Origin of the sequence: Chitinophaga sp. RAB17 (assembly GCF_052114225.1) — a bacterium.
Taxonomy (GTDB): Bacteria; Bacteroidota; Bacteroidia; order Chitinophagales; family Chitinophagaceae; genus Chitinophaga.
Window position 1 is genome coordinate 40,511 of the sequence record NZ_JBFREI010000004.1, and the last position, 26,806, is coordinate 67,316.

Here is a 26,806-nt window from a genome sequence, read left to right on the forward strand (position 1 = left end):
TTATGATACATCGGAAACTACAAAGGTTTTGTTCAATAGGTTACTGGTTGGCTGCGCTATTTCTTTTGCAGCTCCTGCCCGGATGTAGTAAAGATCCCGTTTCATCCGGTGGGGAAGTGATAGACAGGACCCGCACGGGGTATGTTTTGGAAGATAATTTTAATTTTTCTGTTTGCAACGGATTGCTGGTTTATACCGGGCAAACGAAGTTGTTGAAAGGAAGCGCAGCATCTACTTTCCTTGCGTCGGACAACGACGCTTTTAGTACACTGGGCCTAAGGATACGCGATATTCCTTCATCACAATACGATAACAACTGGTGCATTACCATGGCAAGCTATAGCACGGTCCCTGGTGTGCAGTCATTCCGGAAACTGCCCTTAGGTGACAATCAGCCCGTTTTGACGGGCAATGGTCACTATCTATATGTAAGCCGCTACCTGCCTGGCACAGATACCATCACGCGGGTGAATGGAGTCCTGCTGTCGGATACAGATATAAAAACCGGTAACGGATTACTGCAGGTGCTGACACAGGTGATACAGCCAGAGAATGTATCAAACCTGCAGCAGTTTATACTGGGAGATACCACACTGACGCTCTTTACATTGGCAATACAGCATAGTGGACTGCTTCCTTTGTTACAGACAGGGGAATACACTCTGCTGGCTCCGGTGAATGAGGTGATGCGACAGAAAGGCGCCATTAAGCCGGGATTGAATCTTACTACCCCCGACAGCATCCTGGCCACGAATCCGACCGAACTGGCGACATTGCTTAAGTATCATTTGCTGAAAGGCCGATGTTTTCTGGACCGGATACATCGTATGGCAGATACGGCCGCCAATCATGCGCTTACTACGCTGAGTGGGGAACGCTTAGTGATCGGTGGAGATGCACAAACGTACAATTCCACCACTTTTTCAGGTAACAAAAACAATACATCGGCAAAGATCTACCGGTGGGGCTATGAGCGCTATAATTTCGCCAATTTCCCGGCAGGCAATGGTGTGGTACATCACATCGATAATATACTTCTTCCATAATGCCCAACGACAAAACAAGACCATATGTTTAAAAAAATATGCTACGCCGGTTTAGTGATGATGTCCCTGGTATTATTCGCGTGCTCCAAAGAACTGGTGAATAAAAACGTTAATACCGGCAAACAAACCTGCCTTGAATATATTGCAGCCGACACGGAATTATCCTGCTTTAATGCTGCGTTGAACCGCATTAATCTTACAGCAGATACTTCCTACCTGAAGAGAGGCCCATTTAGTTTTTTTGCCCCTACAGATGCCGCCTTTGCGAAGGCTGGTATGACGGTACAGTCGATCAGTAATTTTAATAAAGACTCCTTAAGAAAGATTATTTATGGTCAGATTTTATCCGGTAGACTCGGCAGTGCTACGGTGGCAGGATATTTTAAATTGAGTGCATTGTGTCTGGATAGTACGTTTAATCCCATTCTTTCCCGCAACTATTACGGCCTTTTTCTGAACGGTACTGGTGCAACAGGCTCCAGCGACCTGGGAGACGGAGTGGTACATAAAATGGACAACGTGGTATTTCCCGGAACCATCACACTGTGGGAAATGATTAAAAACAACAGGAACCTGACCATGTTGGCTGCCGCCATAGAACGGACTACATCGATACCCGGACAGCCATCTTCCTCATTAGATTACAGGAAGATATTAGACACCGGATTGCCTGAAAGTAACTGGATGACCTCCACAGTGTTATGCCCTACCGATGCGGCTTTTCATGCACTTGGTTATAATAGTTTGGAAGACATTGCACAACTCAGTCCTGGCGGCCTCAATAATCTGCTGAGAATGCACATTGATAAGGGATATTTTTTTACGCCTGACTACTTTATGAATGGCACACTAGAACCCGGATCTGCCAGGCTGAAAGCAGGGAGCAATATTATCTTCCCCAACATTATACAAGCAAATATCAAAGCCACCAATGGCGTTGCCCATCTGATCGATCAGATCATTTTACCTTGATTTTTATAATCCTCATGATATAATGAAAAAGATATTTTTCTCCCGGAATAGAGCTTCAATGCACCTTTCGGTATTGGTATTTATCGGGTTGTTGTTTTGCACTCCGGCACTCCGGGCGCAGGAAACAGGCGGTGCACTGGAAGGGTGGATTACCGACCMCGGAAAGAAAGGACTGGAAGCTGCCGCGGTAACACTCACGCATTTGTCTTCTGCTACGCGGTATCATCTTTCTACCCTGAAAGATGGTCACTTCTATTTCAGCAATCTCAAAATAGGAGGCCCCTATCACCTGGAGGTAAGCTATGTAGGTATGAAGAAAATAGATACCACTGTCGCGAAAATTTCATTGGGAGATGCGCAAATCATATCCCTGCAATTACAGGAAGCTACGGTGGGACTGGCCGGTATAACGATTACGGCTACTTCAGGGAAATCCAAAAATACCCGATTGGGCGCGGAAGAACAGATCAGCCGGCAGATAGTACAAACCATGCCCACTATGTCGCGCAGTATTACCGACATCACGAGAGTAGTGCCGCAGGCCACGAAAGATAATAGTTTTGCAGGCAGTAATTTTCGTTATAACAACGTTACCCTGGATGGCGCTATCAACAACGATGCTATTGGATTCAGTCCGTCTGTAGGTGGACAAACCGGTACCTCCAACATGCCCGGCAGTTCTACACGAACCAATCCAATTTCCCTGGATGCCATCGAAGAAATGCAGGTATACCTTTCTCCCTTCGATATTAAAATTGGTAATTTCACCGGTGGTAGTATCAATGCTGTTACCAGATCAGGTACCAATGAAGTACATGGATCCGTGTATGTTTTTGGTAGAAATGCTTCACTGGTAGGTCCCGACAGGACGAATACAGAAAGCAGCAAGACGTTACCATCTTCTTTCTATGACCTGCAAACAGGTGCCAGGGTGGGTTTTCCCATCATCAAAGACAAACTGTTCTTTTTTACCAATGCAGAAATTACAGACAGACGGGAACCTGTTCAGCAGGTAGCAGGGAGTAACGGATCAGATAATATTTTAAGCCTGGAAGATGCTACGCAAATCGTACAACACAGTAAAAGCAAATATAATTTTGATCCCGGAGAACATCAACTGTACAATACTTTTGCCCGTTCCAAAAAAATCTTCAACCGGCTGGACTGGAATATCAACGATCGCCATCAATTGGTGGTCCGCAACAATACTGTTTTGTCTGAAGCCATGCAAATGGAAAGAGATCAGTTCAATTTTCGTTTTTCCAGTATCGGATTCAAACAGCTCAATAATCAATCTTCCACAGTGATAGAGCTGAAGTCCCGCATCAACAACCGGGTATCCAACAACCTCATCATCGGTTACACCGATATTCACGATTATCGCGAACCCAATAGCAGGGCTGATTTTCCGCAGGTGCAGATTGTAGGACGCACACCGGGAACGACCATCTTCTTTGGCACCGACAGGGAAGCTGCTGTTTTTAACCTGCGACAAAAGACCTTTGAGTTTACAGATAATGTAACTGTTAGAATGGGTAAACATACACTCACGGCTGGTACGCATAACGAGTTTTATAATATCGGGTATGGATTTGTGAACAGCTGGAATGGCAGGGTAACCTATCAAAGTATTGAAGACTTCCTGTCCAACAACCCACAAAGAGTGCAGGGGAATTTTAACTACTTCAACAACAACCGTGACTACCTGTACAACCATCCACCGGCCAGTTTTAAAGTTAATTTCCTCAGTGCCTATGTGCAGGATGAAATCAGGGTTTCACCGCGATTTAAAGTGATGCCGGGTGTTAGAATAGATTGGGCAAATATTCCGGGCAAAGCACCACTGAGTAACCGCACCAAAGAGGCTTTTCGTGATCCTTATTTCGGAACCACCTATACATATACGCCCATGAGTGACATCAATCAAAAATATTTGTCACAACCGCAGATATCACCACGCATTGGTTTCAGGGCCGACCTGAATGAAAATCGCACGCTGATACTGAGGGGTGGGGTAGGTGTTTTCACGGGCCGTATTCCTTTGGCATGGCTGGGATACGCCTATTATAACACCGGTAATTCTTTTGGTTCCATCGATCTGCGAACAAATGGTGTTCCGCCTAATCCTTTCCAACCGGGCACCGATCCTTTACTGCGGCCGGAAAGCAGTCCATATGATGGTATTGCCGCCTTTGCTCATCAGCAGGGCCGGGTAGTGAATGATCCCAATGCCGGACAAACACAGATCGATGTAATAGACAACAATTTTGTGATGCCTGCTGTAATGAGAAGCAGCCTTGCAGTGGACTATACCGATCAGCATGGATTCAATTATTCGCTGGAGGGCATCTATACCAAAACGATCAAAGATGTAAGATTTATACAAATCAATCTGAAAGATAATCCTTCCTACTACGCATACGACACTGCACAACATTTGAGAAAGCAGCCGATATATGCAGGCAGCGTTGACCCGCGGTTGGCAAACGGATACCTGCTTACCAATACTGACAAAGGTTTCAGATACAGTCTTACGGCTAAAGTAAGCCGTAGGTTTACTAGTGGCTTTCATTTCACCGCTGCTTATACCTATGGGAAATCGAAAGATATCTCCAACGGTATCCGGAATTCTATGGAATCGAACTGGCAGTTAAACCAGGCGCTGAATCCCAATGATCCTGCGTTGTCTTTATCCAATTTTGATATCAGGCATCGGATTATTGCTATGACGGGATACGACCGTCGTTGGTCCGATAGGTGGCGCAGTGTGATTTCGATTTTCTTTTCGGCGCAATCAGGTAGTCCGTTTACCTATGGATTCGTTAACTATACGCCGCAAAATACGCCGCAGCAGATCGCGTTGGCATATATACCGGCAAAAGGTGAAACAATCAATTTTTTTGCTACGCAATATGCGGCAGACGGAAATACGATTATCAGTACTGCACAGGAGCAGGCAGCTGCTTTCGATCATTTCATAGACAACAACAAATATCTAAGTTCACGCAGAGGCGATTTTACAGAACGTAATACCGGAAGAACTCCCTGGAATGTAAATGCCGATCTGCACCTTTCGCAGGAACTTACACTCTTTAAAGAGAAACCATTGAAAGACCGCCATACTATTATGTTTTCTGTAGACATCATGAACTTCACCAATCTGCTCAACAAGGAATGGGGGTGGAGCTATTTTTCGCCGAACACCTATAACTCAACTGCCAGTATCGGCCTGCAGCCGTATATTCCTGCACGTAGTTCGCAGGGGTATCCGCTTTACCAGTTCAGGGATCCGGGTATGCCTTACTCCATCGATCCGCTGGCCTCGCGCTGGCAAATGCAGTTGGGGCTGCGATATAGTTTATAGGGATCAGGTGAGAATTACAAATTAGGAATTACGAATTACGATTGGGTGAGTAGATAGTAAACGCGAAGATCAACGTCGCTTATATCTACTCACCCAATCGTAATTCGTAATTCCTAATTCGTAATTCTCAATTCCTGTTGTCACAACATTTGGAGAAACCATCTGCTTTCATTAATTTGCGGCTGCAACTGGTTATTCTAGCACGTATGCAAGAATATTAAAAGGGAATCCGGTGTAAAACCGGAGCTATCCCCGTAGCTGTAAATCCTGCTGCCTGTGTGCCCACAGGTATCGTTTTTTCGGAGTTAATTCCTCCTTGCCACTGTTCCGCTTATCCGGAACGGGAAGGCGACCGAAAAAGCAGGAAAGCCAGAAGACCTGCCTTTTGCAACTATATATCATGTTTTCGGGTGAAGAACATGGATGTATTTTCCCGGTGTTCCGGTTTTTATTTTGGTAAAAAAGAATTTTTGTATCTGATTGACTGTGCCTGATAGCGCATGTCATTCATCTATAGTATGTATGTTTTTTTTCGTGAGAGATCATTTGATTTCTTCATGCAGAATCCCTATTCCCTTTAAAATAACTATTAACAATGTCTGATAAAAAAATTGACCCACGTTTTCTTGTTTTACTCCTTTTTATTTTAGGCGCTGGCCTCATACGTGTATTAGGTGCGGGTAATCTGATGCCTTATCCAAACTTTACGCCGATTGGCGCTATGGCCCTTTTTGCAGGCGCTTATTTCAGTAATCTTTTCAAGTCGTATGCCTTTCCTGTTCTGACATTATTCATCAGCGATATTATCATATCTCATGTGATATATCCGGAATACGCTACGGGATTGCTTTATAGTGGCTGGGCATGGAACTATGCAGCCTTTGCTCTCATGGTAACAGCAGGCAGAGTGATCATCAAAAAAGTAACGCCTCTCCGCATACTTCTTTCCGCCCTGTCTGCCGGATTGATACATTGGATCGTTGCTGATTTCGGCGTGTGGATCAATCATGGTATTAATATTACTACCGGTAAACCCTATATGTACAACCTTGCAGGTTTGTTGCAATGTTACTATCTCGCTTTACCATTTTTAAAGAATATGCTCGTAGCAAATCTTTTTTATTCAACTGTATTCTTTGGTTCTTTTGAAATGCTGAAATACCGGTACCCCAAAGCATTACATGCATAATTGAAACAACTGTAGCTTAATCATCAATCAAATATATAAACATGCGATTTTCGGGAAGTACTTTCTTTGTAGTTTCTATTTTAGCACTGGCGATGTCATGTAAAAAAAATGACGACGCCATTCCCGGTCCCGGTGTGGACAAAACCGGAGGTGCAGATTCTATACATATTGGCGCTACGCTTTCTTATCATCCCAGGATAAACAATCCCGTTGGTGCTACGTTCAGCTGGAAAATAAATGGAAATGCAGTCGGAAATGATTCTGTGTATACGTTCACGGCAAGTGCCCGGGGGGATTACCATATCGTATTTACAGCCAGCAATGCCGGCGCTTCAGACTCAGTGATCTACCAGGTAAAGGTGTGGGGTAAATATGAAAACGGATTTTTGGTAGTACAGGAAGGACAGTATGGAACTACCTCCGGCGACTTATTCTATTATAGTTATGATAGTAATAAGATTGTTAAAGATGTATTTAAAACAGAAAATCCCGGCAAAGATTTTGGACCGACCAGTGCAACACTGCAGTTCGCCACCATCCATAAAGGCAAGGTGTATATGTCTGTAAAAGTAGGTGGGCCTTTGGTGGTAGCCGATGCATATACCATGAAAGAAACAGGGAGGGTAGATCATCTTCCGCAGGAGGAAGGTCATGCCTTTACAGGAATAGATGATGCAAGAGGTTTGTTAAGCGCAGTGGATGGTGTATACCGTGTAAACCTCGCTGGTCCGACTATAGGGACTAAGATAGATGGAATTAATTCATCTGCCGGTGATATGCTGGTAGCCGGAGACTATGTATTTGTACTTACACAAAATGATGGTATCGTTATATTGAAAACCTCAGACTACAGTATCGTTAAGAAATATCCCAAAGGTACTATAGGCTTTGCCCGTACGAAAGACGGCGCGGTGTGGGCGGCAGGAGACTCCGCACTGTTACGCATTGACCCGGTTAGTCTTGCTGTAACTGAAACCCCCGTACCATTTAAAGTAACCAATCCATGGGCATTGTGGTCATGGCATTCAGGTGGTATCACTACCAGCAGATCCGGTAACGAGGTATTCATTGCGGAACGTAAAGATGGACCTGGCATTGGTGGTACGCTGGAATATAGTGGAACCAAAATATATAAATACACAGCTGGCAACGAGGCTTCTTTTGCAGCGCCATTCATCACGATTCCTAATGGCCAATATTTTTATGGCTCGGCTGTGAGATTCAATGAAAGAACAAAAGAACTCGTGGTGCTGACCCTGACGGATGAGTGGGGCAGCAGTAATGACAACAGATGGTTATTCTATGACGCTACTACCGGTTCTTTAAAGCAAACAGTACGCTATGCCGGATATTATTTCCCTACACTTCCCGTATTTTATTAAGATGGGAACTATTTAACTGTTTTTTAAACCTCAACAATAATTAGTATGCGAAAATCCTATTTGACATCTTTAGGCATTGGTAGTCTTTTAATGTTGGCTGCCTGTCAGAAAGAAAACCTTTCTGCCGGCCTGGAACCTATGAAGAAGTCTTCCGCTTCGCTTGTCAGCAACGTAACAGTAAGACCAGCTTTACTGACCAGCAGTCCCCTTATCAGCCATGTATATACGTACATGCCTGCCGCAGGACAATTTATCAATGATGCGTCGTATGGCACTACCACAGTAGCGCAAAGCCTGGTGGGCAGTACCAGCAACCTGGTATCACTTGGTGGCTTTGGCGGCTACATAGTATTTGGATTTGATCACTCTGTAGTGAACAGTGCCGGCAATGATTTGGGTATTTATGGTAATCCCTTGGGTCCCACCTATCAGTGGTCAGAGCCGGGAGTGGTGATGGTTAGCCAGGATACCAACGGTAATGGCATTCCTGATGATACCTGGTATGAGTTGGCTGGTAGCCAGTATACCGCAACAGGTACTATCAAAAATTACCGTATCACGTATTATAATCCTCATGCTGTGGGTACCAGTGTGTTGTGGAAAGATAACCAGGGAGCTACCGGTTATGTGCAGGCTAACGCTTACCACACTACGAACAACTATTATCCCGCAATGGCGCCTAACCAGGACTCAATCGCCTTTACAGGCACCAAACTTGTAAATACATTACAAACTGGTGGCATCATTACCAATCTTGCGTTCGCATGGGGATATTCCGACAGTTATTCCAGCGAGTATCCAACACTCGGCTATAATACTTTCGACATCTCCTGGGCTGTAAATGCCAGTGGTACTGCAGTAACCTTGAATGCGATTGATTTTGTAAAGGTATATACCGGTCAGAACTGTAGTGCAGGAACGATGTTAGGTGAAATATCTACAGAAGTAAAAGGAGCAAGAGATCTTCATTTATAAGATGTAATTTAAAGCGAAATGGGTTGCAGATACCTTACTGCAACCCATTATTTTATATGGAACCATATCCTGATTCATTAAAACCGTAAAGTATGTGCGAACATGAGCAGAAATATTGCCCGCGCTGTAACAGCGCATTTCAGTGTAAGGTAGGATCCATTCTGATTTGCCAATGTACTTTGCTGCCATTGGATGATCTGGAAAGAAGTTATATTCAGGAACAATTTTCAGATTGTCTCTGCCTTAATTGTCTGAAGGAAATGAAGGCTGCTTATCATGCTAAGCTGTTCCAGGACAGGTTAACGAATATATCCCCCTTACGTTTTAAGAAAGATCAATAAACCACCAATACGATTATAATACGATTATAGGCCTTAATAATATCATTACAAGATTTTCATCTTGTGGCATTACTACACCTTTGTGGGAGCACACCCTAAATAATCGTCATGAAAGATCTCAACCATCTCGTTTATTCCGAAGACCAGCTCTGGCAACGGATCAACGATTTCAGTATTGATGACCCCGAGGCCAGGATTCCGTTCTCCGGCAAACTGGCCAGGACACAAAACTGGAGTGAAGACTTTACCCGGCGAGCCATTCATGAATACAAACGCTTCGTATACCTCAGCTGTATATCACCCACAGGTGCTTCTCCTTCTCAGGTTGTTGACGCAGTATGGCATCTTCATCTCGAATACACCCAAAATTACTGGGAAGAATTTTGCGATAAAACGCTCGGTAGAAAATTGCATCATCATCCTTCGAAAGGAGGTCCTCACGAAAAAAAGAAACACGAACACTGGCTGAAAGATACGCTGGTAAAATATAGGCAGGTTTTCAGGAAAGATCCTCCTGCTGATATCTGGAAGAAACATTTCCCCCTGGGGTTACCCCGTCAGCGATCTGCTCCATTTAAAAACTGGTCTTTGGTCTTTCTCTTTTTTTCCGCCATCGTGATGCTGTCAGGCTGTCGCGCAAACTGGATGGTGATCGGGATCCTGGTGTTGTTTTGTTTCTTTGCCCTGCTCATTATTTCGAATCTGGCAAATACAGGTATGAAAGAGGTAAAGAGTGATGAGGAGGAATGTGGGGGAAGATGTGGGGCATAGCATAAAAAAGACCTTACAGCGGGTAGCTGCAAGGTCTTTCATAACATACGGATATGCTAGAAAATAAAATTGGTACTGAGGAAGTCAGAGCTGTGTTGATTCACGATATCTTCCAGCAGCTTTTTGTTGGTGTCGTTCATCTTGGTAGTTACCAGTGAGCGGATAGAGAATGAACGCAGCGCGTCATGCACAGAGAGCGTTCCTTCTGCACTGTCTTTCCGGCCGGTGAACGGGAATACATCCGGTCCACGCTGGCACTGACTGTTGATATTCACCCTGCTTACCTGGTTTACCAACGGATCTATCAGTGAAGCCACTTCATCGGGATTATTGCTAAAGATGCTTACCTGCTGGCCATGTGGCGATTCGATCAGGTAGTCGATCGTTTCTTCTATCTCATCATAAGGTACAACAGGGATTACGGGACCGAATTGTTCCTCCTTATAGAGTTTCATTTTATTATTTACCGGGAATATTACCGCAGGGAATACAAATGATTCGTTGCTGGCGCCACCATTTTCATTGATCACGGCAGCTCCGTGGGCGATCGCATCTTCAATCACTTCATGAATATAAGCAGGCTTACCAGGTTCCGCTACCGGCGTGAGTTGTACGCCTTTCTCCCATGGCATGCCGAATTTCATTTTGCTGATAGACTCACTGAGACGCGCATTGAATTCGTTGGCAATGGAGCGGTGTACAAATAATATTTTGATGGCGGTACAACGTTGACCATTATACGATAATGCGCCCAGGATGCATTCATTTACGGCCACCTGTATATCCGCATGTTGCGTGATGATAGCGGCATTCTTGGCATCCAGGCTGAGGACAGCACGCAGGCGGTTCAGTTTGGGATGGTGTTTACGCAGGTCGTTGGCCACTTTACTGGAGCCGATAAAGGCCAGTACGTTGATCTTACCGGTAGCCATGATGCCTGGTATTACGGAGGCGCCGCGACCATATACAGTGTTCACCACACCTTTAGGGAATGATTCCATGAATGCACGTAGTAATGGATAATGCACCAGGGTACCATGTTTTGGTGGTTTGAAGAGGATGGTGTTACCCATTAGCAGTGCAGGAATCAGTGTAGTAAAGGTTTCATTCAATGGGTAGTTGAATGGTCCCATACAAAGTACCACACCCAGTGGTGAACGGCGGATCTGTGCGATGGTGCCTTCTTTGATTTCGAAGCGGGAAGAGCTGCGGTCAATTTCCTTGAGCGCGTCTATAGTAGCGTTAATATATTCTATGGTGCGGTCAAATTCCTTGACAGAGTCAGCATAGGATTTTCCGATTTCCCACATGATCAGCTTTACGATCAGGGAGCGTTGCTCCGTCATTTTACGGGCAAATACAGTGAGACAGTTGATGCGCCCATCCAGTCCCATCGTTGGCCATTCACCGCGACCGTTATCATATGCTGCGAGGGCAGCATCCAGCGCTTCGAAGGCCTCTTTTTCTGTGCCCAGCGGGTAAGTGCCTATCAGCTTGCGTTTCAGGCCATCCGCAGTGGGGATATTAATAGGAGAATATACCTCACTCACCGGTCCATTCCATTGTTTCATCTCCCCGTTTACCAGGTACTCTCTCTGATGAATTTCAGAAATACGGAATTCTTCGGGTATTTCATTTTCTTCAACAAAGAGGTTCTTCAGCTCATCTTGAAAACTCATGTGTTAAAATTTTATGCGTACAAAGTACACAAATTAGGTGGAATAATACACATAGAATGTTTCGATCGGGGAGTGGGGAAAATCTATATGGTAAATTATCAGGAGATAAAACAGCCTTGGAAAATGCTGCCGGCATTATCGCTAACTTTTTTATTTTCAATGATTAACCTAGTTTTGCCGCATATTTTACAGAAAATTAATACGGCACTTATATTTTATAAAACATCTTGCGCATGCCCTTGACGAAAGTTTTGATCACTGTTAAAAGTTACCCCACCGTATCTTCCCATTATGATGAGCAGGTTAGCATCGCCGGTGTAAGAGAAGATGGAACCTTTATAAGGATATATCCCATCCCGTTTTCAAAAAAAACTTATGAAGAGCAATATCAGTTATACGACTGGGTGGAGCTGGATCTTGTGCGTAACACCCGTGACTTCAGGCTGGAAAGTTTCAGACCTGTAGCAGTAGATGCTGCGGTAAAAAAGACAGGACACCTGGGTACGGAAGATCATTGGAGTGAACGGAAAGCCATGGTGCTGAGGAGTGTATACCGCAACCTGTCCACGTTAATGATGGAAGCGAAACACGAAGCGTTTTATACCTCGCTGGTGGTGTTCAAACCTACACGGATACTGGGTTTTGTAGTGGAAGAAACGGAGCGGGAATGGAACAGCGTCCGTTTGGAGAAATTACAGGAAGAGAAAGAAAACGGGAACGTATATGAGCAGCCGGAAGATCCTTTTGCAGTAATGAAAAAACTGCCTTATAAGTTTTCATTCCGTTTTATTGATGATAAAAACGAAGAGATCACACTCCCCATAGAAGACTGGGAACTGGCCTCCCTGTATTGGAAAAGCCTGAAAAAAGGCGCTGGTATTGAAAAAGAACAGAAAGCTATCAACGAGGTAAAAAAGAAATACCAGCAGGAATATGCCAGGAATACGGATCTTTATTTCTTCCTGGGTACCACACAAAATGCACATGCAAGTTCCAGGCAGCCGTTTACAATTGTTGGGTTGTTTCAACCCACGATGCCACCAGCAGTAGTACAGGGGAGCTTATTTTAATAATTACGCTCTATTGGCCACATTTTTAAATGCTACATTTTTCAGTATGAAAATGAACAAAAGAGAAGAGCTGGAGTATAAGTTGTCCGAAGAAACGGATGGGACAAAGTTTTCCCGTCTTAAAGATAAACTGATAAAGAATTTTGGCGAATCAGAACGAGAGGCGGTAATACAGGCATTTGTACGTTACGCCAGGGAAGGTAAACTCCTGCATTGGCGCAACTTCCTGATGACAGACATTATCGGACTGGTGCTGGAAGGAGAGGAGGCTTACGCCGCATTTTTCAAATGGGCGCTGACCGTTCCTGACCTGTCCTACTGGGCGGTCAACGGATACCTGAAAACAGCCGGTAAGGAAGCTTATCCCTTACTGGTGACAATGGCCATGAGTGATGAGGTGAAATTGGAGGTGCGTGCAAATGCCATCAAATGCTTATCGGTACATAGCGAACAAAAATTCGATAGTGATCTTCCCGGTGATCCAGGCTATTGGAAGGCTGAACAATTGCCGCTTCCCGCGCTATTGAAGTGGCAGGAAGAAGGGTATTCATTGGGTGTTGGGTATACGGCTCCTGCAACACATCCGGCCTTACAGCAACCGGTAACACCGTTGGAAATGCTGGCCGCAAAACTTGAAAAACAACTGGCAAAATATCGCAAAGAGCAATACGATAAGGCTAATCCCGGTAACCTGCTGGTCATCGCCAATGAAAATGACCTGGCGCGCATTAATGAAAAATGGACCTTGCCTGAAACGTATGCGTTATTTCTGAGAGATTTTTCACCATTGCATGTAATGCTCGACGGTGGCGATATTGAACAGGGGCTGCATCTTTACGGAGCGCAGGAATTAATAGTACGTCAACAGGGGTACGCTTTTAATCCTGTCACCGACCAGGTCATACAAGATTGGCCTCCACACCTGTTAGTTATCGCCGATGATGGCGGAGATCCTTATTGCCTGGATCTGTCAATGATCAGTAATGGTGATGCGCCGATACTGTTTAGCCGGCACGGTATGGGACGTTGGGCGTTTGAAGAATTTGCCGGCAGCTTTATGGATTTTCTTAAAAAAATCACAGGCATTTAAGAGATGACTAAATGAAAAATGAGGAGGAATGTTCATCAGCAATTGTACTTCCCATAATATATTAAACCAATAAGGAGCCAGGTGCTGTAATACATCCTGGTTCCTTATTGGTATTAATTTTTGATGAGAAAGATGGCTATTTTATTGCTGATGATAAACCGCCGCAAATTCTTTCACAAAATCGACGAGCTTCACTTTTCCCAATGTTGGTTTATTCCTATAGTAATCCTCATACAACACACCATCTCCCATGCGTGCCTGCATTTCCGTAAAACCTTTGGCAACCTGCTGGTTCATGCCTGCTGCTAACCAGCCATTCAATAATTCTTCATCCGGAATGACCTGCCATTGAAGGTCCGGTTTTCCGATAGCTTCGCCCACCATGAATGCCGCCTCGTTCGGAGAAAATTCATCGCTGGCGATGTAACGGATAGTGCGGCCTTCAAAAGGCTTTTCCACTTCTTCCGCAATTACCGCGGCAATATCCAAAGGAGAAACCCAGGGTTCTTTGTTGTCGCCTCCATAATTTTGTACGATGGCGCCTTTTGCCTTGATGTTTCGTATCAACCCAAACATGTTGGTGTAGAACCCAACAGGGCGCATGAATTTAATGGACACATCGGCTGGAAGTTGTTTGAGAATGGTTTCTACATTGTAGTGAAAAGCAAGGATACCATTTCCTTTATCCATGTGTGCACCAACGCTGCTGAGATGTATCACCCGCTTCACGCCTGACTCCTGGATGGCTTGTTTGTAGTTACGGCCAATCTGGCTGATCGTACCTATGAAGTCAATATTTTGATCAAAGAAAGCGCCGGCAGCGTCCAGTGTTTCCATCAGATAAACGATATCTGCACCTTTGAAAGCGGCCAATAGAAAATCCACGTCCTGGATGCTGCCAATGGCGGCTTTTGCGCCCAATGCTTCGATATCTTTTTGTCTTTCGGGTTTGCTGCTGATAACGGTAACCGCATGTCCCTTTTGCACCAGGTCCTGTGCAAGCGGTTTTCCAATATTCCCTAATGATCCTGTAAGTACGATGTTCATATGCTGTTTGTTTGTTGATGCAAAGATCCATCGCAGCGACAAAACAGATGTATCCAGAACAGGTTTTGTTGTAGCCAAAAGCATAGAACAGCAGATTGGGCAATTCCAATATACGGTCATAAAAAAAGCCTCCGGTAAACGGAGGCTCTCTATTATGTTATTCATTAAATTTTGTCATCAGGCTAAATCAAACCTGTCTAAATTCATCACTTTACTCCAGGCAGCCACAAAGTCTTTCACGAATTTTTCCTGCGCATCGGCGCTGCCATAAACTTCAGCGATTGCCCTCAGTTCTGAGTTTGCACCAAATACAAGGTCTGCACGCGTGGCATTTCCAATGGGTTCATTGGTAGTCCGGTTTACGCCTGCATATACTTCTTTGTCTGTTCCAACAGGTGCCCAGGCAATGTTCATGTCGAGCAGTGTTACGAAGAAGTCATTGGTCAGCTGGCCAGGGCGTTTAGTGAGGATACCATTTGCAGAATGATCAAAATTGGTATCCAATGCACGCATACCACCTACCAGTACGGTTAATTCAGGAGGAGTAAGTGTGAGCAACTGTGCTTTATCCAGCAGCAACTCTTCTGTTGATACTGATGGTTTTGATCTGCGGTAGTTGCGGAAGCCGTCGGCAAATGGTTCGAGGAAGCCCATGGATTCTACATCGGTTTGTTCCTGGGAAGCATCCATGCGGCCGGCTGTGAAAGGAACGGTGATGGCGTTGCCGGCATCCTTTGCTGCTTTTTCAACAGCAGCAGTACCAGCTAATACAATCAGATCTGCCAGGGAAACTTTTTTACCACCAGACTGTGCACCATTAAATTCTTTTTGAATGCCTTCTAATTTATCCAGCACTTTTTGCAGTTGCGGTGGATTGTTTACCTGCCAGTATTTCTGTGGCGCCAAACGGATGCGGGCGCCATTGGCACCTCCTCGTTTGTCTGAACCACGGAAGCTGGACGCGGAGGCCCAGGCGGTAGACACCAGTTCTGATACGCTCAGGCCGGATGCCAATACTTTTGCCTTCAGGGAAGTAATATCATTTTCGTCTATTAATGGATGGTTCAGGGCAGGAATAGGATCCTGCCACAGCAGCTCTTCTGCTGGTACGTCAGGGCCCAGGTAACGTGCACGGGGACCCATATCACGGTGTGTTAATTTAAACCATGCCCGGGCAAATGCATCTGCAAACTGATCTGGATTCTCCAGGAAGCGGCGGGAGATTTTTTCGTAGGCCGGATCCAGTCTTAATGAGAGATCGGTTGTCAACATGGTGGGTACATGTTTTTTGGAACCATCATATGCATCAGGAATTATGGCTTCAGCATTTTTGGCTACCCATTGGTGTGCGCCGGCAGGACTTTTAGAAAGTTGCCATTCAAACGCAAACAGGTTTTCGAAGAAGTTATTACTCCATTGAGTGGGCGTTTTCGTCCAAATTACTTCCAGGCCGCTGGTAATGGTGTCAGCACCTTTACCGGAGCCATAGCTGTTTTTCCAGCCCAGGCCCTGCGCTTCCATATCGGTGGCTTCGGGTTCTTTGCCTACGTGAGTGGCAGGAGCGGCGCCATGGGTTTTACCAAAGCTATGTCCGCCTGCTATCAGGGCCACCGTTTCCTCATCGTTCATGGCCATGCGGCCAAAGGTATCCCGGATGTCTTTAGCGGCGGCAATCGGGTCGGGATTACCATCCGGACCTTCGGGATTTACATAGATCAATCCCATCTGCACCGCAGCAAGCGGTTTTTCCAGGTTGCGGGAGTGGATATCACCATTGGCATCGTCATCGGATACTACTACGCCATGTTTTTCGTCTACGCCGGGGGAGCCATGTGCATAACGGAGGTCGCCGCCAAGCCACGTTGTTTCTGTACCCCAGTATACTGCTTCATCCGGTTCCCATACATCTTCACGTCCGCCGGCAAACCCGAAGGTCTTAAAGCCCATGGACTCCAGTGCTATGTTACCGGTAAGGATCAGCAAATCTGCCCATGAAATTTTGCGGCCATATTTCTGTTTGATTGGCCAGAGTAGTCTGCGGGCTTTGTCGAGACTCACATTATCGGGCCAGCTGTTCAGCGGGGCAAAACGCTGCTGTCCCGCGCCTGCTCCACCACGGCCATCACCTACACGATAGGTACCTGCACTGTGCCAGGCCATACGGATGAACAGGGGGCCATAATGTCCAAAATCTGCCGGCCACCATTCCTGCGAGTCGGTCATGAGTGCATGGAGGTCCTTTTTCACTGCTTCCAGGTCGAGGCTTTTGAAAGCTTCGGCATAGTTAAAATCTTCACCCATAGGGTCTGATAAGGATGAGTGTTGACGCAGGATACTCAGCTTTAACTGGTTGGGCCACCAGTCATGGTTCCTGGTGCCGCCACCGCCAACATTGTGCTTCATAGTGCCATTATGAAACGGGCATTTACTGATGTCGTTTAGTTCTTTCTCCATTTTTGAATGTTTAGGGTACGAAATGAACACATGCTTGCACCTGGTATTTGTGCAGAATTATAAAGTTATGGTATTGAAGTAATAATCACAATCAATTAATTTCTATGTTTCAATAGTTAAAATCTATGAGGTGGCCCTTCTGTTATAAACCGGATCTCCTGCCGCCCACCATCATATGGCTTTCACGAATAGTTAGGTAAGCTGCCTATATACATAACTGATTTCGGAAACAAAGGGTTCACACCTTCCGAAGGATACGCTGTTTGAGTGGCCTGTTATAATTATTAGCTGTTTTATGGATTAAAAATGAAGATGATTTATTTTTTTCGATATATTTATATATCGTTTTGAAACGAATCTGATAAGCAATCGTGTGAATTTCCCCATTCTCAAAATAACTTTTTTAATTCCACTTCACAAATCGTTTTAACCAAAATTCTACATGCTATGAAGAAAACACACAGCGTTACCGGTGTTCTATTTACCTTATCTGTTATAGTTATATTAGCATATAACTGTGCAAGCAACAACAAAACAGACACCGATGCAAAATCTGATTTGAAGGTATCTGTCACGGATGGCGCATTTCTGAACCACAGGGATTCCGTGCCCTCAGCACAACAGTACCCCGATTCTTTATTTGTACTCAGCCATGACTACCCAACAACAGTAACACCTGTTGTAGACCCTCCCTGGCGTCGTGCATTAAACGGGCAGCCCATCTCCGCTTCGAATGTATTTGCCTACATGGATTCATTAAAGAGCTACATCGCTCCCCGTGTAATCCCATTCTTTACCAACAATACCTCCTGGACATCCGCAAAATATGGCTGGTTTAATGAACCCTGGCTGGGAACTCAGCGGGAAGCCATCCTGGGAGCCTATTTAGGCAACGGCAACCCCGCCAATATGTTCAAGACTTTAAAAGAAGATGAAGCCGGATACGCGCTTGTTTTATACGATTCCACTGCTGCTTATACGGTTGGACAAATCTGGGGTAAAACCGGCCAGAAAGTTAACCTGATGAACGATGCCACACAATTTAAAGAAGGTAGTGTGGTCGTAAAGCTGGCTTTTTCTAATATCAACGGCCCGGACTGGGCTCCTATGGAAGGTGCGCAAACCTTCCACGTGTATGATACCATTCCAACAAAAGCCGATCCCAGACTTGGATACCAGATGCGTACCGTCAGCTTTTTCCAGATGGATATCATTGTAAAGGATAGCGCTACCTCTCCTGAAACCGGATGGGTATATTCCACCTTCGTATATGACAGGTACAAGCCTGCTTCAACACCATGGGGAAAGATGGTTCCGCTTGGAGCCATGTGGGGCGATGACCCGGGCATAAACAGTACGTTAGAACCCAATCGTAAGCTGAAGGAAACCGTTATTAATCCGTTGGCGCCGGAATATAGCCGGGAAACACTGGGTTGGGGCGGCCGGTTAAGCGGCCCGAATGATGGTGCTGTAGCCCAGGTAGCCTACGATATTAATACGGGCAAGGAATATAAAAACCTGGCACTGTCTTCCTGTATGAGTTGCCATAGCCCGGCACAGGATTCATTTAACTCCTTCCTGTTACCTGGTCCCTTCCCGAATGATACCTTGTTCGTATATACGCCTGGCAGCCCTAAGTGGAACCTGTGGTTCCGGAATAATTATGGCAACGTACCTTTCGACTCCGGTCAGGTAGCCATGGACTACGACATGGTAATGGCATTCAAGTCAGTGGGCGCATTTGAAGCAGCGAAATCTTCTGACCAGAACAAGAAGCTGAGAATGAATTTAGAAGCCATCAGGAAATTCAGAAGACATAATAGCAACAGCCGGTTCTGGCACTAAACTACACCAGACTAGTTATTTGATATAGGATCAGAAAAGCGTGATACATTCGAAAGAATGTGTCACGCTTTTCTGATCCTGCTATCCTCTCAGAGCTATTTTTGTTTCCCTATCTTTATAAAATAAAACCAGCCATGGAAAAACAGATTGTTATTGATGGAAACCTGATCAACGATATTCCCTCGTTTTACGGGGAATTAAACCGCGTATTTATGACTGGTGAAGACTGGACCCTGGGCAATAGCCTGGACGCCTTTAATGACCTCCTTTACGGTGGATTTGGAGCCATCGAAAGCAACGAACCGGTTACCCTGGTATGGAAGCAGATGGAAAAAAGCAGGCTGGCCCTGGGCTATGAGGTCACCAAACAATATTACGAAGAGAAACTCCTGCCAGACTCTCCCTTTGATAAGGAACATTTCCGCGAAAAACTGGATGCGCTGAATAAAGGAGAGGGGCAGACCTATTTTGACATACTGCTGGAGATTATTGCGGAGCATCCCAATATTACGTTACGCCCCATTCATTGAGCGAACATAGCGTACCACATTTTAATAGCAGTGCGGGGAGCTAATTTTACGGGAGTATACTCCTGGCACACGAACGATAAACACCGCTATGTGCCAGGAGGCTATGTAGAAGGAGAGTACAAAAGCAACGAGTTTAAGTGGAAAATCTAATGTATGCGTATGCGCTTGTACGTTCTTCTTAATTATTTTTTATAAAGAGGGCTGCGTTTTATCAGGTATTCCATGGTATTCTTATAAGCATCACCGGTGTTCCAAAATGCCTTTCTGTTCTGATTATATACAATTTCACTTTTGTCATTGTATATTTTCATATCCATGGTTGTTTCATAATTTTGGACACTGGTAGAAGAAGTACTCGCATAACCACTGCTTTTTTTGTCGTCAGAATCTTCTTTTTTCTTGGTTTTATCGCTATAGGAAGTATTGCCATAGCTGGTTTGAGTAGTCCGGTTTTGGGTAATCAGTCCATCTATTATAAATTCAACGCCGAGAATCTGACATATTTCAGCCATTGTATAATTGAGCATGGTTGCTTTGGTGATCCCTGCTTTATTTAACAGCACATTGGTGGCGCGGGGGCTCACTACTGTGTATACGCCTGAGTGTTTACTTAATAAAGCGAACAATTCATTTTGTACTTCATCACTGACTTCCTGCGCGGCATTCTGGCCGTCTTTTACAAATGAAAATGGCAGAATAGCGACCTTGTTGCGGCGCTCTTCCGCACTTTTCTGCGTGGGCGCTCCTGTATTAACAGGCGTATTCTGCACTGTGGTGGCCGGTGTGTTAATTGTTTCCACTCTGCCGCTGGCGAAGGTTATTTTCAGGATATCAGATTTTTTGATATTGTAAACTAATTTTTCTCCGGTGTAAGTAAACCGGATAGTGCTATCCGTAATTTCAAGCACATCACCATTGAGCTGGTCACCATTCAGTTTTACAATAACATCATGTTTTTTGCCGGTTTGGCTGAAGGAAGTAAAGTAACAGGAGACAGTCAGAACTAATAACAGGACAGTTTTAAAAAGGGAAAAGTATCGCATAATTTACTATCAGATTGTTTGGATCAAAGTAAAACATTTTTACATTAACAGCCTCTCAGGTAATTATATTTATAAAATGAATATATGTTCTGTAACGTGCATCCAAGGCGAAGAAGTTGCTATGAATGAAAATCAATATGCTACTTTTGCTTGCAAATGCAGATTTGCATATTATAACCTTAATGCCCGTATATGCCTGTAACCGGCTTATGTATAACTTTATTTGCTGTCAAATCATTTTTTTGCGTTGCCGATTCTACGCCCGGGAAAACCTATAATCCCTGGGTTGAGAAAATGGATAAAATGATCACGCTGAAATTCACACAAAGTTCAGACGTAGAAAAGCTCTCTGTCGTTACTGGTAAGAATAATATTTACCTGAGCCCTAATGTTTCCAGCGTTAGCCAGCTTAGTTTTTCCTACCGCTTCATCAGTGCCAACCTGAATTTTGCGCCACGTTTCATCGGGGGAAATAATGATGACGATATCAAAGGGAAGACTGCCAGCCATGGCTTTGGGTTAAATTTTAATTTTGATCACTGGCAACAGGAGTTAAGTTATAACCGTGTAAAGGGGTTTTACCTGGAAAACACCAAAGACTATGTACCATCCTGGCAGGAGGGCATGCCTTATGTACAATTTCCCCAATTATATTATACCAATTTTCAGGGGACCACTGGCTATAGCTTCAACCGAAAGTTTTCTGTAAACTCGGTGGTTGCACAAACCGAGCGACAGGTTAAAAGCGCGGGTAGCTTTATCCCGCTTCTTTTGTACAGGTATTATATCACCGATGACCGGTCTCCGGTAATTTCATCTACTCAAAAATCCGCCAGCTTCGAAGTATTGGCTGGGGCCGGATATCAATATACTTTTGTTTTTAAGCAGTGCTACCTTTCGCTGGGACTGACCCCCGCCTACGGATATATTTTTACCAAATTGACCACCCGCTCCGCTTCCGGCAACGTGATCACTCATAGCAACACTCCCGCTGTTCGTATAGATGGGCGCCTGGGGCTGGGTTATAATGGCAGGCGATTCTTTGTAGGCGCCTATACAGCTGCTTTCAGTACCGTGAATAAACAACAAAATACAACGATCATTAATGAAGATAATCACGCCGTAGTAAAAGCATTCATCGGCTATCGCCTGAAAGCGCCGCAGTTTCTCGTAAAGAAGATGGATAAGCTGGATTCGTTATCAACAAAAGCATTAAGATTTTCCCGCTAAAAGGATGAATAGTGGAGGTAGGTGGTAAGGCTGGTATTACGCAAAAAGCCCGGAGCAATGCCCCGGGCTTTTATCAGTCATCATCATCTATTGCACTAATATCTTGAAACTACTTATCATTCCTTCTCCTCTGACGGTAAGTATATACAATCCTTTTTCAGGTTTCCTGGCATTATGTAACCGGTAAAGGGTGGTTCCTTTCTGGGTAGTAATCGTTTCCCGGTACACGATTCTTCCGTTAAGATCGGCCAGCGTAGCCGCGATACGACTACCCTTATAATTGGTTAAGCGTATATTGATATCACTTAACACCGGGTTGGGATATGCGCTCACCGAAACGTTACCGGTGGTTGCCGTCACATCTTTGCCGACAGGTACGAGGCCTGTGCTGCGCAACATGCTGCCACCACCTGGCTTCACGGTTAAGCAGAAATCATCCAGGTACAGTATACCCGCTGTACCGGATTTAGAAGACCAGATATTGAAGTTGGTAGTACCAACGGGAACGACTATACTCTGTGTGTACTCCGTATAGGTGGTAGCCGTAACAGTCGATTGAGCGGTAGCCAGTTTTACGTAAGATGCATTCTGGAAATCGAGGCTGAAGCCTGCCCATGCAGGTCCGCCGGATACTTTGGCCCAGGCAGTAAATACGATGGTATCACCTGCCGCAAAGGAGAACGTGGGCACACGACCTACGCCACCCTGACCGGTAACAGCTACTGCCTTTAAGCCGCTGTGTGCATCTGTTGTAATAGTGGAGGCATTGTTGATATTGGACCATCCTACCAGGCTGCTTTCAAAACCGTTGTTGGCAATTTGTCCGCATTGTCCCTGCGGAATGACCGTTACAATGCTGCTATCGGGGTAGCTGCCTTCCTGTGTAACGCCTCTGATCACAGCTGTGCCAACGGCCACAGCTTTTACTGCGCCGGTAGTGGCGTTGACGGTGGCAATGGCGGTATTGGAACTGGTCCATGCAACGTTCTGGTTGCTGGCGTTGGCAGGCATGGTGGTGGCCGTTAATGTATAGGAATCTGCTACACCAATGGTCACACTATCCGGTGTAATATTCACGCCGGTAAGTGCTATCGGTGGCGTTACCGTCACTGTGGTGCTGGCGGTGAAGCCACCGCTGGTCGTTGTGGCGGTAATGGTAACAGTACCCAATGCTACGCCGGTGACTACGCCTGAAGCATTAACAGTAGCAATGGCCGTATTGGAAGATGTCCACGCAACGGTTTTAATAGTGGCATTTGCCGGCAACACGGTTGCGGTTAATGCTTTGGTATAGCCCACGGCTACCGAAGCCGGATTGGGAGCCACAGATACGCTGGCAGCATCTACTACGGCGGCTACGGTGACGCAGAAATCATCGAAACAAAGTTTACCGGCGCTGCTGGTTTTATAAGTCCAGATATTTACCCTGGCGGTATTGGGTGGTGTCACCCTTACCACACTGAATTGTGCATAGGAAGAATTGGTGACGCTGAACTGGTCTGCCACAATTTTATTGTTGGAAGAATCGATGTAGTCGATACCAAAACCTGCCCATGCCGGAAGGTCAATGATTTTGGCCCATGCGGTGAAGGTCACTGCTTTTCTGCCGGCTACCGGCATCAGAACGGTGCTGCTTGCACCGCCTTCTCCGGAAATCACGGCGGCTTTAGTGCCGCTATGTGCGTTGCTGGCTACAATGGCCGCCGGCGGATTGCCGTTGACTATGTTGCCCACTATCATCCAGTTATTGAGGCCACCTTCAAAACCATTATTGGGTAATATGCCGCATACGCCTGCACTCACTACGGTGATGGTTCTGGTGCCGGTGATGCCACCAACTGCTGCTGTTGCAGTAATGGTAACATTACCAGCTGCAACGGCTGTTACTATACCGCTGGCATTTACTTTGGCAATGGCGGTATCGGAAGAGGTCCAGTTAACTGTTTTATTGCTGGTATTCGCCGGCGTAAATATCGTGCTTAACCTGACGGTGTCGCCGGTGCCTACAGAAGCCGTACCGGTAACGGTGAGCGCTGTAGGTGTTACGTTGTAAACAACCACGGTAGCGGTGGAAGTATAGCCGCTATCGAGCGCAGTAGCCGTGATAACTGCAGTACCAGGTGCGATGCCGGTCACCAGGGCGGTATCCGTGGCCACTTTTGCAATAGTAGTATCGGAAGAAGTCCAACGCAGTGTTTTGTTGCTGGCATTGGCGGGCGTAATCACGGTGGCTAATGATACCATGCTCCCCACACCTACAGTGTCGGGATTGGGGGTAATTGCGATACCGGAAACGGCAATGGCTCTGGTGACGGTTACGCTTACAGCGGCTGTTTTACTGCTGTCTTGTGTAGTAGCGGTTATCAGTACAGGCGTTGACGTTATAGACACACCGGTAATAACGCCCGTGCTATCGTTTACCTTCACTTTGGTGGTATCTCCCGAACTCCAGGATACTTTTTTATTACCTGCCCATGCAGGCACCACGTAAGCTGTTAAAGTGGCACGGTTACCTACCGCTATTGAGACGGCGGCAGGACTCACGGTAACGCCGGTTACAGGACCTGCGGCGGTTTCCCCGATATAAATACCATTGCCGGCGCTGCCCATATATATTTTCCCGTACGTGCGCCGATCGGCGGCCAGGTTACGTGGCTCACTGATGGCGGGATTAGATACTATCGTCCAGTTGGTACCGTTATCATCTGAACGGAAAACGCTGTTGGGAATATTATCCACGGTACCTACCACATAAATGGCAGGATCATTTACTGCGGCCTTTCCAATGGCCATCAGCTTAGCAGATTGCACCTTTGTGATCTTCGTGAAGTTACCACCGGAATTGGTAGAGTGATAAAGACCATTCCCTTCTATCGATACCCAAACATCACCTTCTTTACCGGGCGTGGTTTCTACTTTTACAAACGCTACGTTTTGCACGTTGGGCAGACTCGCATATTTCTGTACAAATGTTAATCCTCCATCTTCACTCACCATCATCTTACCAAAAAAATACAGGTAGAATTTATTACCATTTACTTTATCGGCGGCCAGGGGATTCATGTCCGGAGGTACCGTAAAAATGGAACCAGTCGTGTTCAGTATACCGATGGCGCTGTTGGTAATACTGTTTATTTTTGTCCAGGTATCGCCTCTGTCCACCGAGCGATAAGTATAGCCACCCTGTGTAGTCCAGATGATGGTTTCATTGGTGGCAGAAACGGCGATCCTGCCGCCGGTCATGCCGGCAGGACAAACCCATTGTGTATAATGCAAACCGCCATCCGTGGAGTAGCCACCTAACCCGGTTCCGCTCCAGCCTCTGCGGCCTACTCTTACAATGAAGTTGGGATTTGTTTCCTGGATGGCGGCGCCGGTCATATGCACGCCCTGGGAATTATAATATTGAAAGTCATCGGAAATAGCTTTTGCGGGAGGATTAGTCAGTGATTTGTGATCGAAACCCGCTACATCGGCAGTAACGGTCATCAATAAATTATCGCCTGATGGCGGGCAAATCAACGGCCCGGTCACTACTACTTCTTCATGACCTACGGCGCGAACTTTCCACACTGCAGCATCCGACCAGATGTTGGTGCCCTGGTAAGCATTGAGCAGGTCGGCCATCCACACCTGGGTGGAATCGAACGGATCCCAGGCTAAATCAATGATGGTGTTGCCGATGTTATTACCGGCGTGAAAAGGTATTTCACTGTAATCGCGTGTACCTTTTACAGGTGTCCAGCTGGAACCACCGTTATTACTTTTATACATAGCGCCGGTAAAGGCATCTATGTTAGTCATGATCTGGAGGCTGTTATTGGGATTTACGGCTATGCTGGTAAAACTGCCACTATACGGTGGCGTAATAGTACTCCAGGTAGTGCCATTATATTTGTATACGAGTCCGTTACCGGCGGCATATAAAATACCACCGCCCTGTAACACGCCCCGTCTTAACCCTGCAGGACTACCTGGTATCAATGAAAAAGTGGCGCCGGCATCGTTGCTTACATACACGCCATTTAAGTTGGCCACGTACAACCTTTTGGTAAGACCGGACAGTGTGCCACCGCTGGTGTCAAACACAATAAAGCGCCCATGCAGTGTGTCGATTTTCGTCCAGGAGCTGCCGCCATCGAGGCTCTTGTAAGTACCGTTGGTGGTTTCGCTGCCGCTGGCAGGAATGCGGGTAGTGACGTATATCACGCTGCTGTTGTTAGGGTCTACCACCAGTCGTTGTCCGTTTCTTTTTTCGTCTGTGCTGTTGGGGTTTAGCCAGATGGGCATGTTTAAATCTGTCCACGTAGTACCGCGGTTGGTGGACTTCAAAATAGTACCGGCGGCACCGGTACCTTTTCCAATGGAAACATATAAGATGTTACCGGTGGCATCGTTGGGTGCAAAAGCAAGATTGCCGGCTGCCGATGGCCAATATGCTGCGGGAAGTCCGTTCAGCAACCCTTCCCAGCGTTGTGTGCTTTCATTCCAGCGATAGGGGTTGCCTACGTCTGTGGTAATGAAACGCAGATGGGGAACTAACGGGTGCGCCTGTACGCTGGATACAAGGCCGCCGCCTCCAATCCGGACGGATGACCAGTTGTATGTTTGTGCTACAGACAATACATGGCAACACAAGGTTAACAACCCTGATAAAAATAGTGGTTTACTCCATTTCATGGTAGTGATTTTACATAAGTGGAATCAAATGGTGAGAAATAGTAACTGGCTATTTATTTCCTGTCGGTGGTTAATCCTTTCAAGTGATTTTATTTCTG

The 26,806-nt window shown here is 45.8% G+C and carries 18 protein-coding genes and 1 riboswitch; of the genes, 13 read left to right on the forward strand and 5 right to left on the reverse strand.

Annotated elements, in window-relative coordinates; all coding sequences use genetic code 11:
• The first annotated feature begins 2 nt into the window (after positions 1-2).
• From AB4Z08_RS15560 to AB4Z08_RS15595, 8 genes are all read left to right on the forward strand, one after another.
• Entirely contained in the window at positions 3-1,046 is a 1,044-nt protein-coding gene (locus AB4Z08_RS15560) for a fasciclin domain-containing protein (RefSeq protein ID WP_441574675.1), read from the forward strand.
• A 24-nt stretch (positions 1,047-1,070) separates the two neighbouring features.
• A complete protein-coding gene (locus tag AB4Z08_RS15565; protein WP_441574676.1) occupies positions 1,071-2,018 on the forward strand; it encodes a fasciclin domain-containing protein in 948 nt (315 codons plus the stop codon).
• Between the two features lie 22 nt (positions 2,019-2,040).
• Positions 2,041-5,382, forward strand: coding sequence for a TonB-dependent receptor (locus AB4Z08_RS15570; RefSeq protein ID WP_441574677.1), 3,342 nt, complete (start codon positions 2,041-2,043; stop codon positions 5,380-5,382).
• A 172-nt stretch (positions 5,383-5,554) separates the two neighbouring features.
• Positions 5,555-5,782: riboswitch (cobalamin riboswitch) on the forward strand.
• Positions 5,783-5,977: 195 nt separating this feature from the next.
• A complete protein-coding gene (locus AB4Z08_RS15575) occupies positions 5,978-6,571 on the forward strand; it encodes a DUF6580 family putative transport protein (protein WP_441574678.1) in 594 nt (197 codons plus the stop codon).
• 41 nt (positions 6,572-6,612) lie between these two features.
• Positions 6,613-7,953, forward strand: coding sequence for a DUF5074 domain-containing protein (locus tag AB4Z08_RS15580; protein WP_441574679.1), 1,341 nt, complete (start codon positions 6,613-6,615; stop codon positions 7,951-7,953).
• Between the two features lie 45 nt (positions 7,954-7,998).
• A complete protein-coding gene (locus AB4Z08_RS15585; protein WP_441574680.1) occupies positions 7,999-8,928 on the forward strand; it encodes a hypothetical protein in 930 nt (309 codons plus the stop codon).
• A gap of 92 nt (positions 8,929-9,020) precedes the next feature.
• Entirely contained in the window at positions 9,021-9,269 is a 249-nt protein-coding gene (locus tag AB4Z08_RS15590; protein ID WP_441574681.1) for a cysteine-rich CWC family protein, read from the forward strand.
• Between the two features lie 108 nt (positions 9,270-9,377).
• A complete protein-coding gene (locus AB4Z08_RS15595) occupies positions 9,378-10,040 on the forward strand; it encodes a glycine-rich domain-containing protein (protein ID WP_441574682.1) in 663 nt (220 codons plus the stop codon).
• Positions 10,041-10,096: 56 nt separating this feature from the next.
• Here AB4Z08_RS15595 and AB4Z08_RS15600 read toward each other — a convergent pair whose 3' ends face one another.
• Positions 10,097-11,719 carry an NADP-dependent glyceraldehyde-3-phosphate dehydrogenase gene (locus AB4Z08_RS15600; protein WP_441574683.1) on the reverse strand — a complete coding sequence of 541 codons (1,623 nt, stop codon included), beginning with the start codon at positions 11,717-11,719 and terminating at the stop codon, positions 10,097-10,099.
• Positions 11,720-11,952: 233 nt separating this feature from the next.
• Between AB4Z08_RS15600 and AB4Z08_RS15605 the strand changes: the two genes are divergently transcribed.
• Together AB4Z08_RS15605 and AB4Z08_RS15610 are read left to right on the forward strand one after the other, a co-directional pair.
• A complete protein-coding gene (locus AB4Z08_RS15605; protein WP_441574684.1) occupies positions 11,953-12,789 on the forward strand; it encodes a hypothetical protein in 837 nt (278 codons plus the stop codon).
• 46 nt (positions 12,790-12,835) lie between these two features.
• A complete protein-coding gene (locus AB4Z08_RS15610) occupies positions 12,836-13,879 on the forward strand; it encodes an SMI1/KNR4 family protein (protein ID WP_441574685.1) in 1,044 nt (347 codons plus the stop codon).
• A gap of 141 nt (positions 13,880-14,020) precedes the next feature.
• Here the strand turns inward: AB4Z08_RS15610 and AB4Z08_RS15615 are convergent, their stop codons facing one another.
• Both AB4Z08_RS15615 and katG read right to left on the reverse strand, forming a co-directional pair.
• Complete coding sequence (locus tag AB4Z08_RS15615; RefSeq protein WP_441574686.1) at positions 14,021-14,926, reverse strand: NmrA family NAD(P)-binding protein; 906 nt, start codon at positions 14,924-14,926, stop codon at positions 14,021-14,023.
• 177 nt (positions 14,927-15,103) lie between these two features.
• A complete protein-coding gene (katG, locus tag AB4Z08_RS15620) occupies positions 15,104-17,380 on the reverse strand; it encodes a catalase/peroxidase HPI (RefSeq protein ID WP_441574687.1) in 2,277 nt (758 codons plus the stop codon).
• A gap of 447 nt (positions 17,381-17,827) precedes the next feature.
• Between katG and AB4Z08_RS15625 the strand changes: the two genes are divergently transcribed.
• Both AB4Z08_RS15625 and AB4Z08_RS15630 read left to right on the forward strand, forming a co-directional pair.
• Complete coding sequence (locus AB4Z08_RS15625; RefSeq protein WP_441574688.1) at positions 17,828-19,225, forward strand: hypothetical protein; 1,398 nt, start codon at positions 17,828-17,830, stop codon at positions 19,223-19,225.
• Positions 19,226-19,359: 134 nt separating this feature from the next.
• A complete protein-coding gene (locus tag AB4Z08_RS15630) occupies positions 19,360-19,755 on the forward strand; it encodes a barstar family protein (protein ID WP_441574689.1) in 396 nt (131 codons plus the stop codon).
• A 182-nt stretch (positions 19,756-19,937) separates the two neighbouring features.
• Here AB4Z08_RS15630 and AB4Z08_RS15635 read toward each other — a convergent pair whose 3' ends face one another.
• A complete protein-coding gene (locus tag AB4Z08_RS15635; protein ID WP_441574690.1) occupies positions 19,938-20,798 on the reverse strand; it encodes a hypothetical protein in 861 nt (286 codons plus the stop codon).
• A 294-nt stretch (positions 20,799-21,092) separates the two neighbouring features.
• Between AB4Z08_RS15635 and AB4Z08_RS15640 the strand changes: the two genes are divergently transcribed.
• On the forward strand, positions 21,093-22,028 hold the full coding sequence (locus tag AB4Z08_RS15640) for a DUF4421 family protein (protein ID WP_441574691.1): 936 nt from the start codon (positions 21,093-21,095) through the stop codon (positions 22,026-22,028).
• A gap of 87 nt (positions 22,029-22,115) precedes the next feature.
• Here the strand turns inward: AB4Z08_RS15640 and AB4Z08_RS15645 are convergent, their stop codons facing one another.
• The gene (locus AB4Z08_RS15645) at positions 22,116-26,708 is read right to left on the reverse strand and encodes an Ig-like domain-containing protein (RefSeq protein WP_441574692.1); all 4,593 of its coding nucleotides are present in this window, start codon (positions 26,706-26,708) and stop codon (positions 22,116-22,118) included.
• Positions 26,709-26,806: the final 98 nt, after the last annotated feature.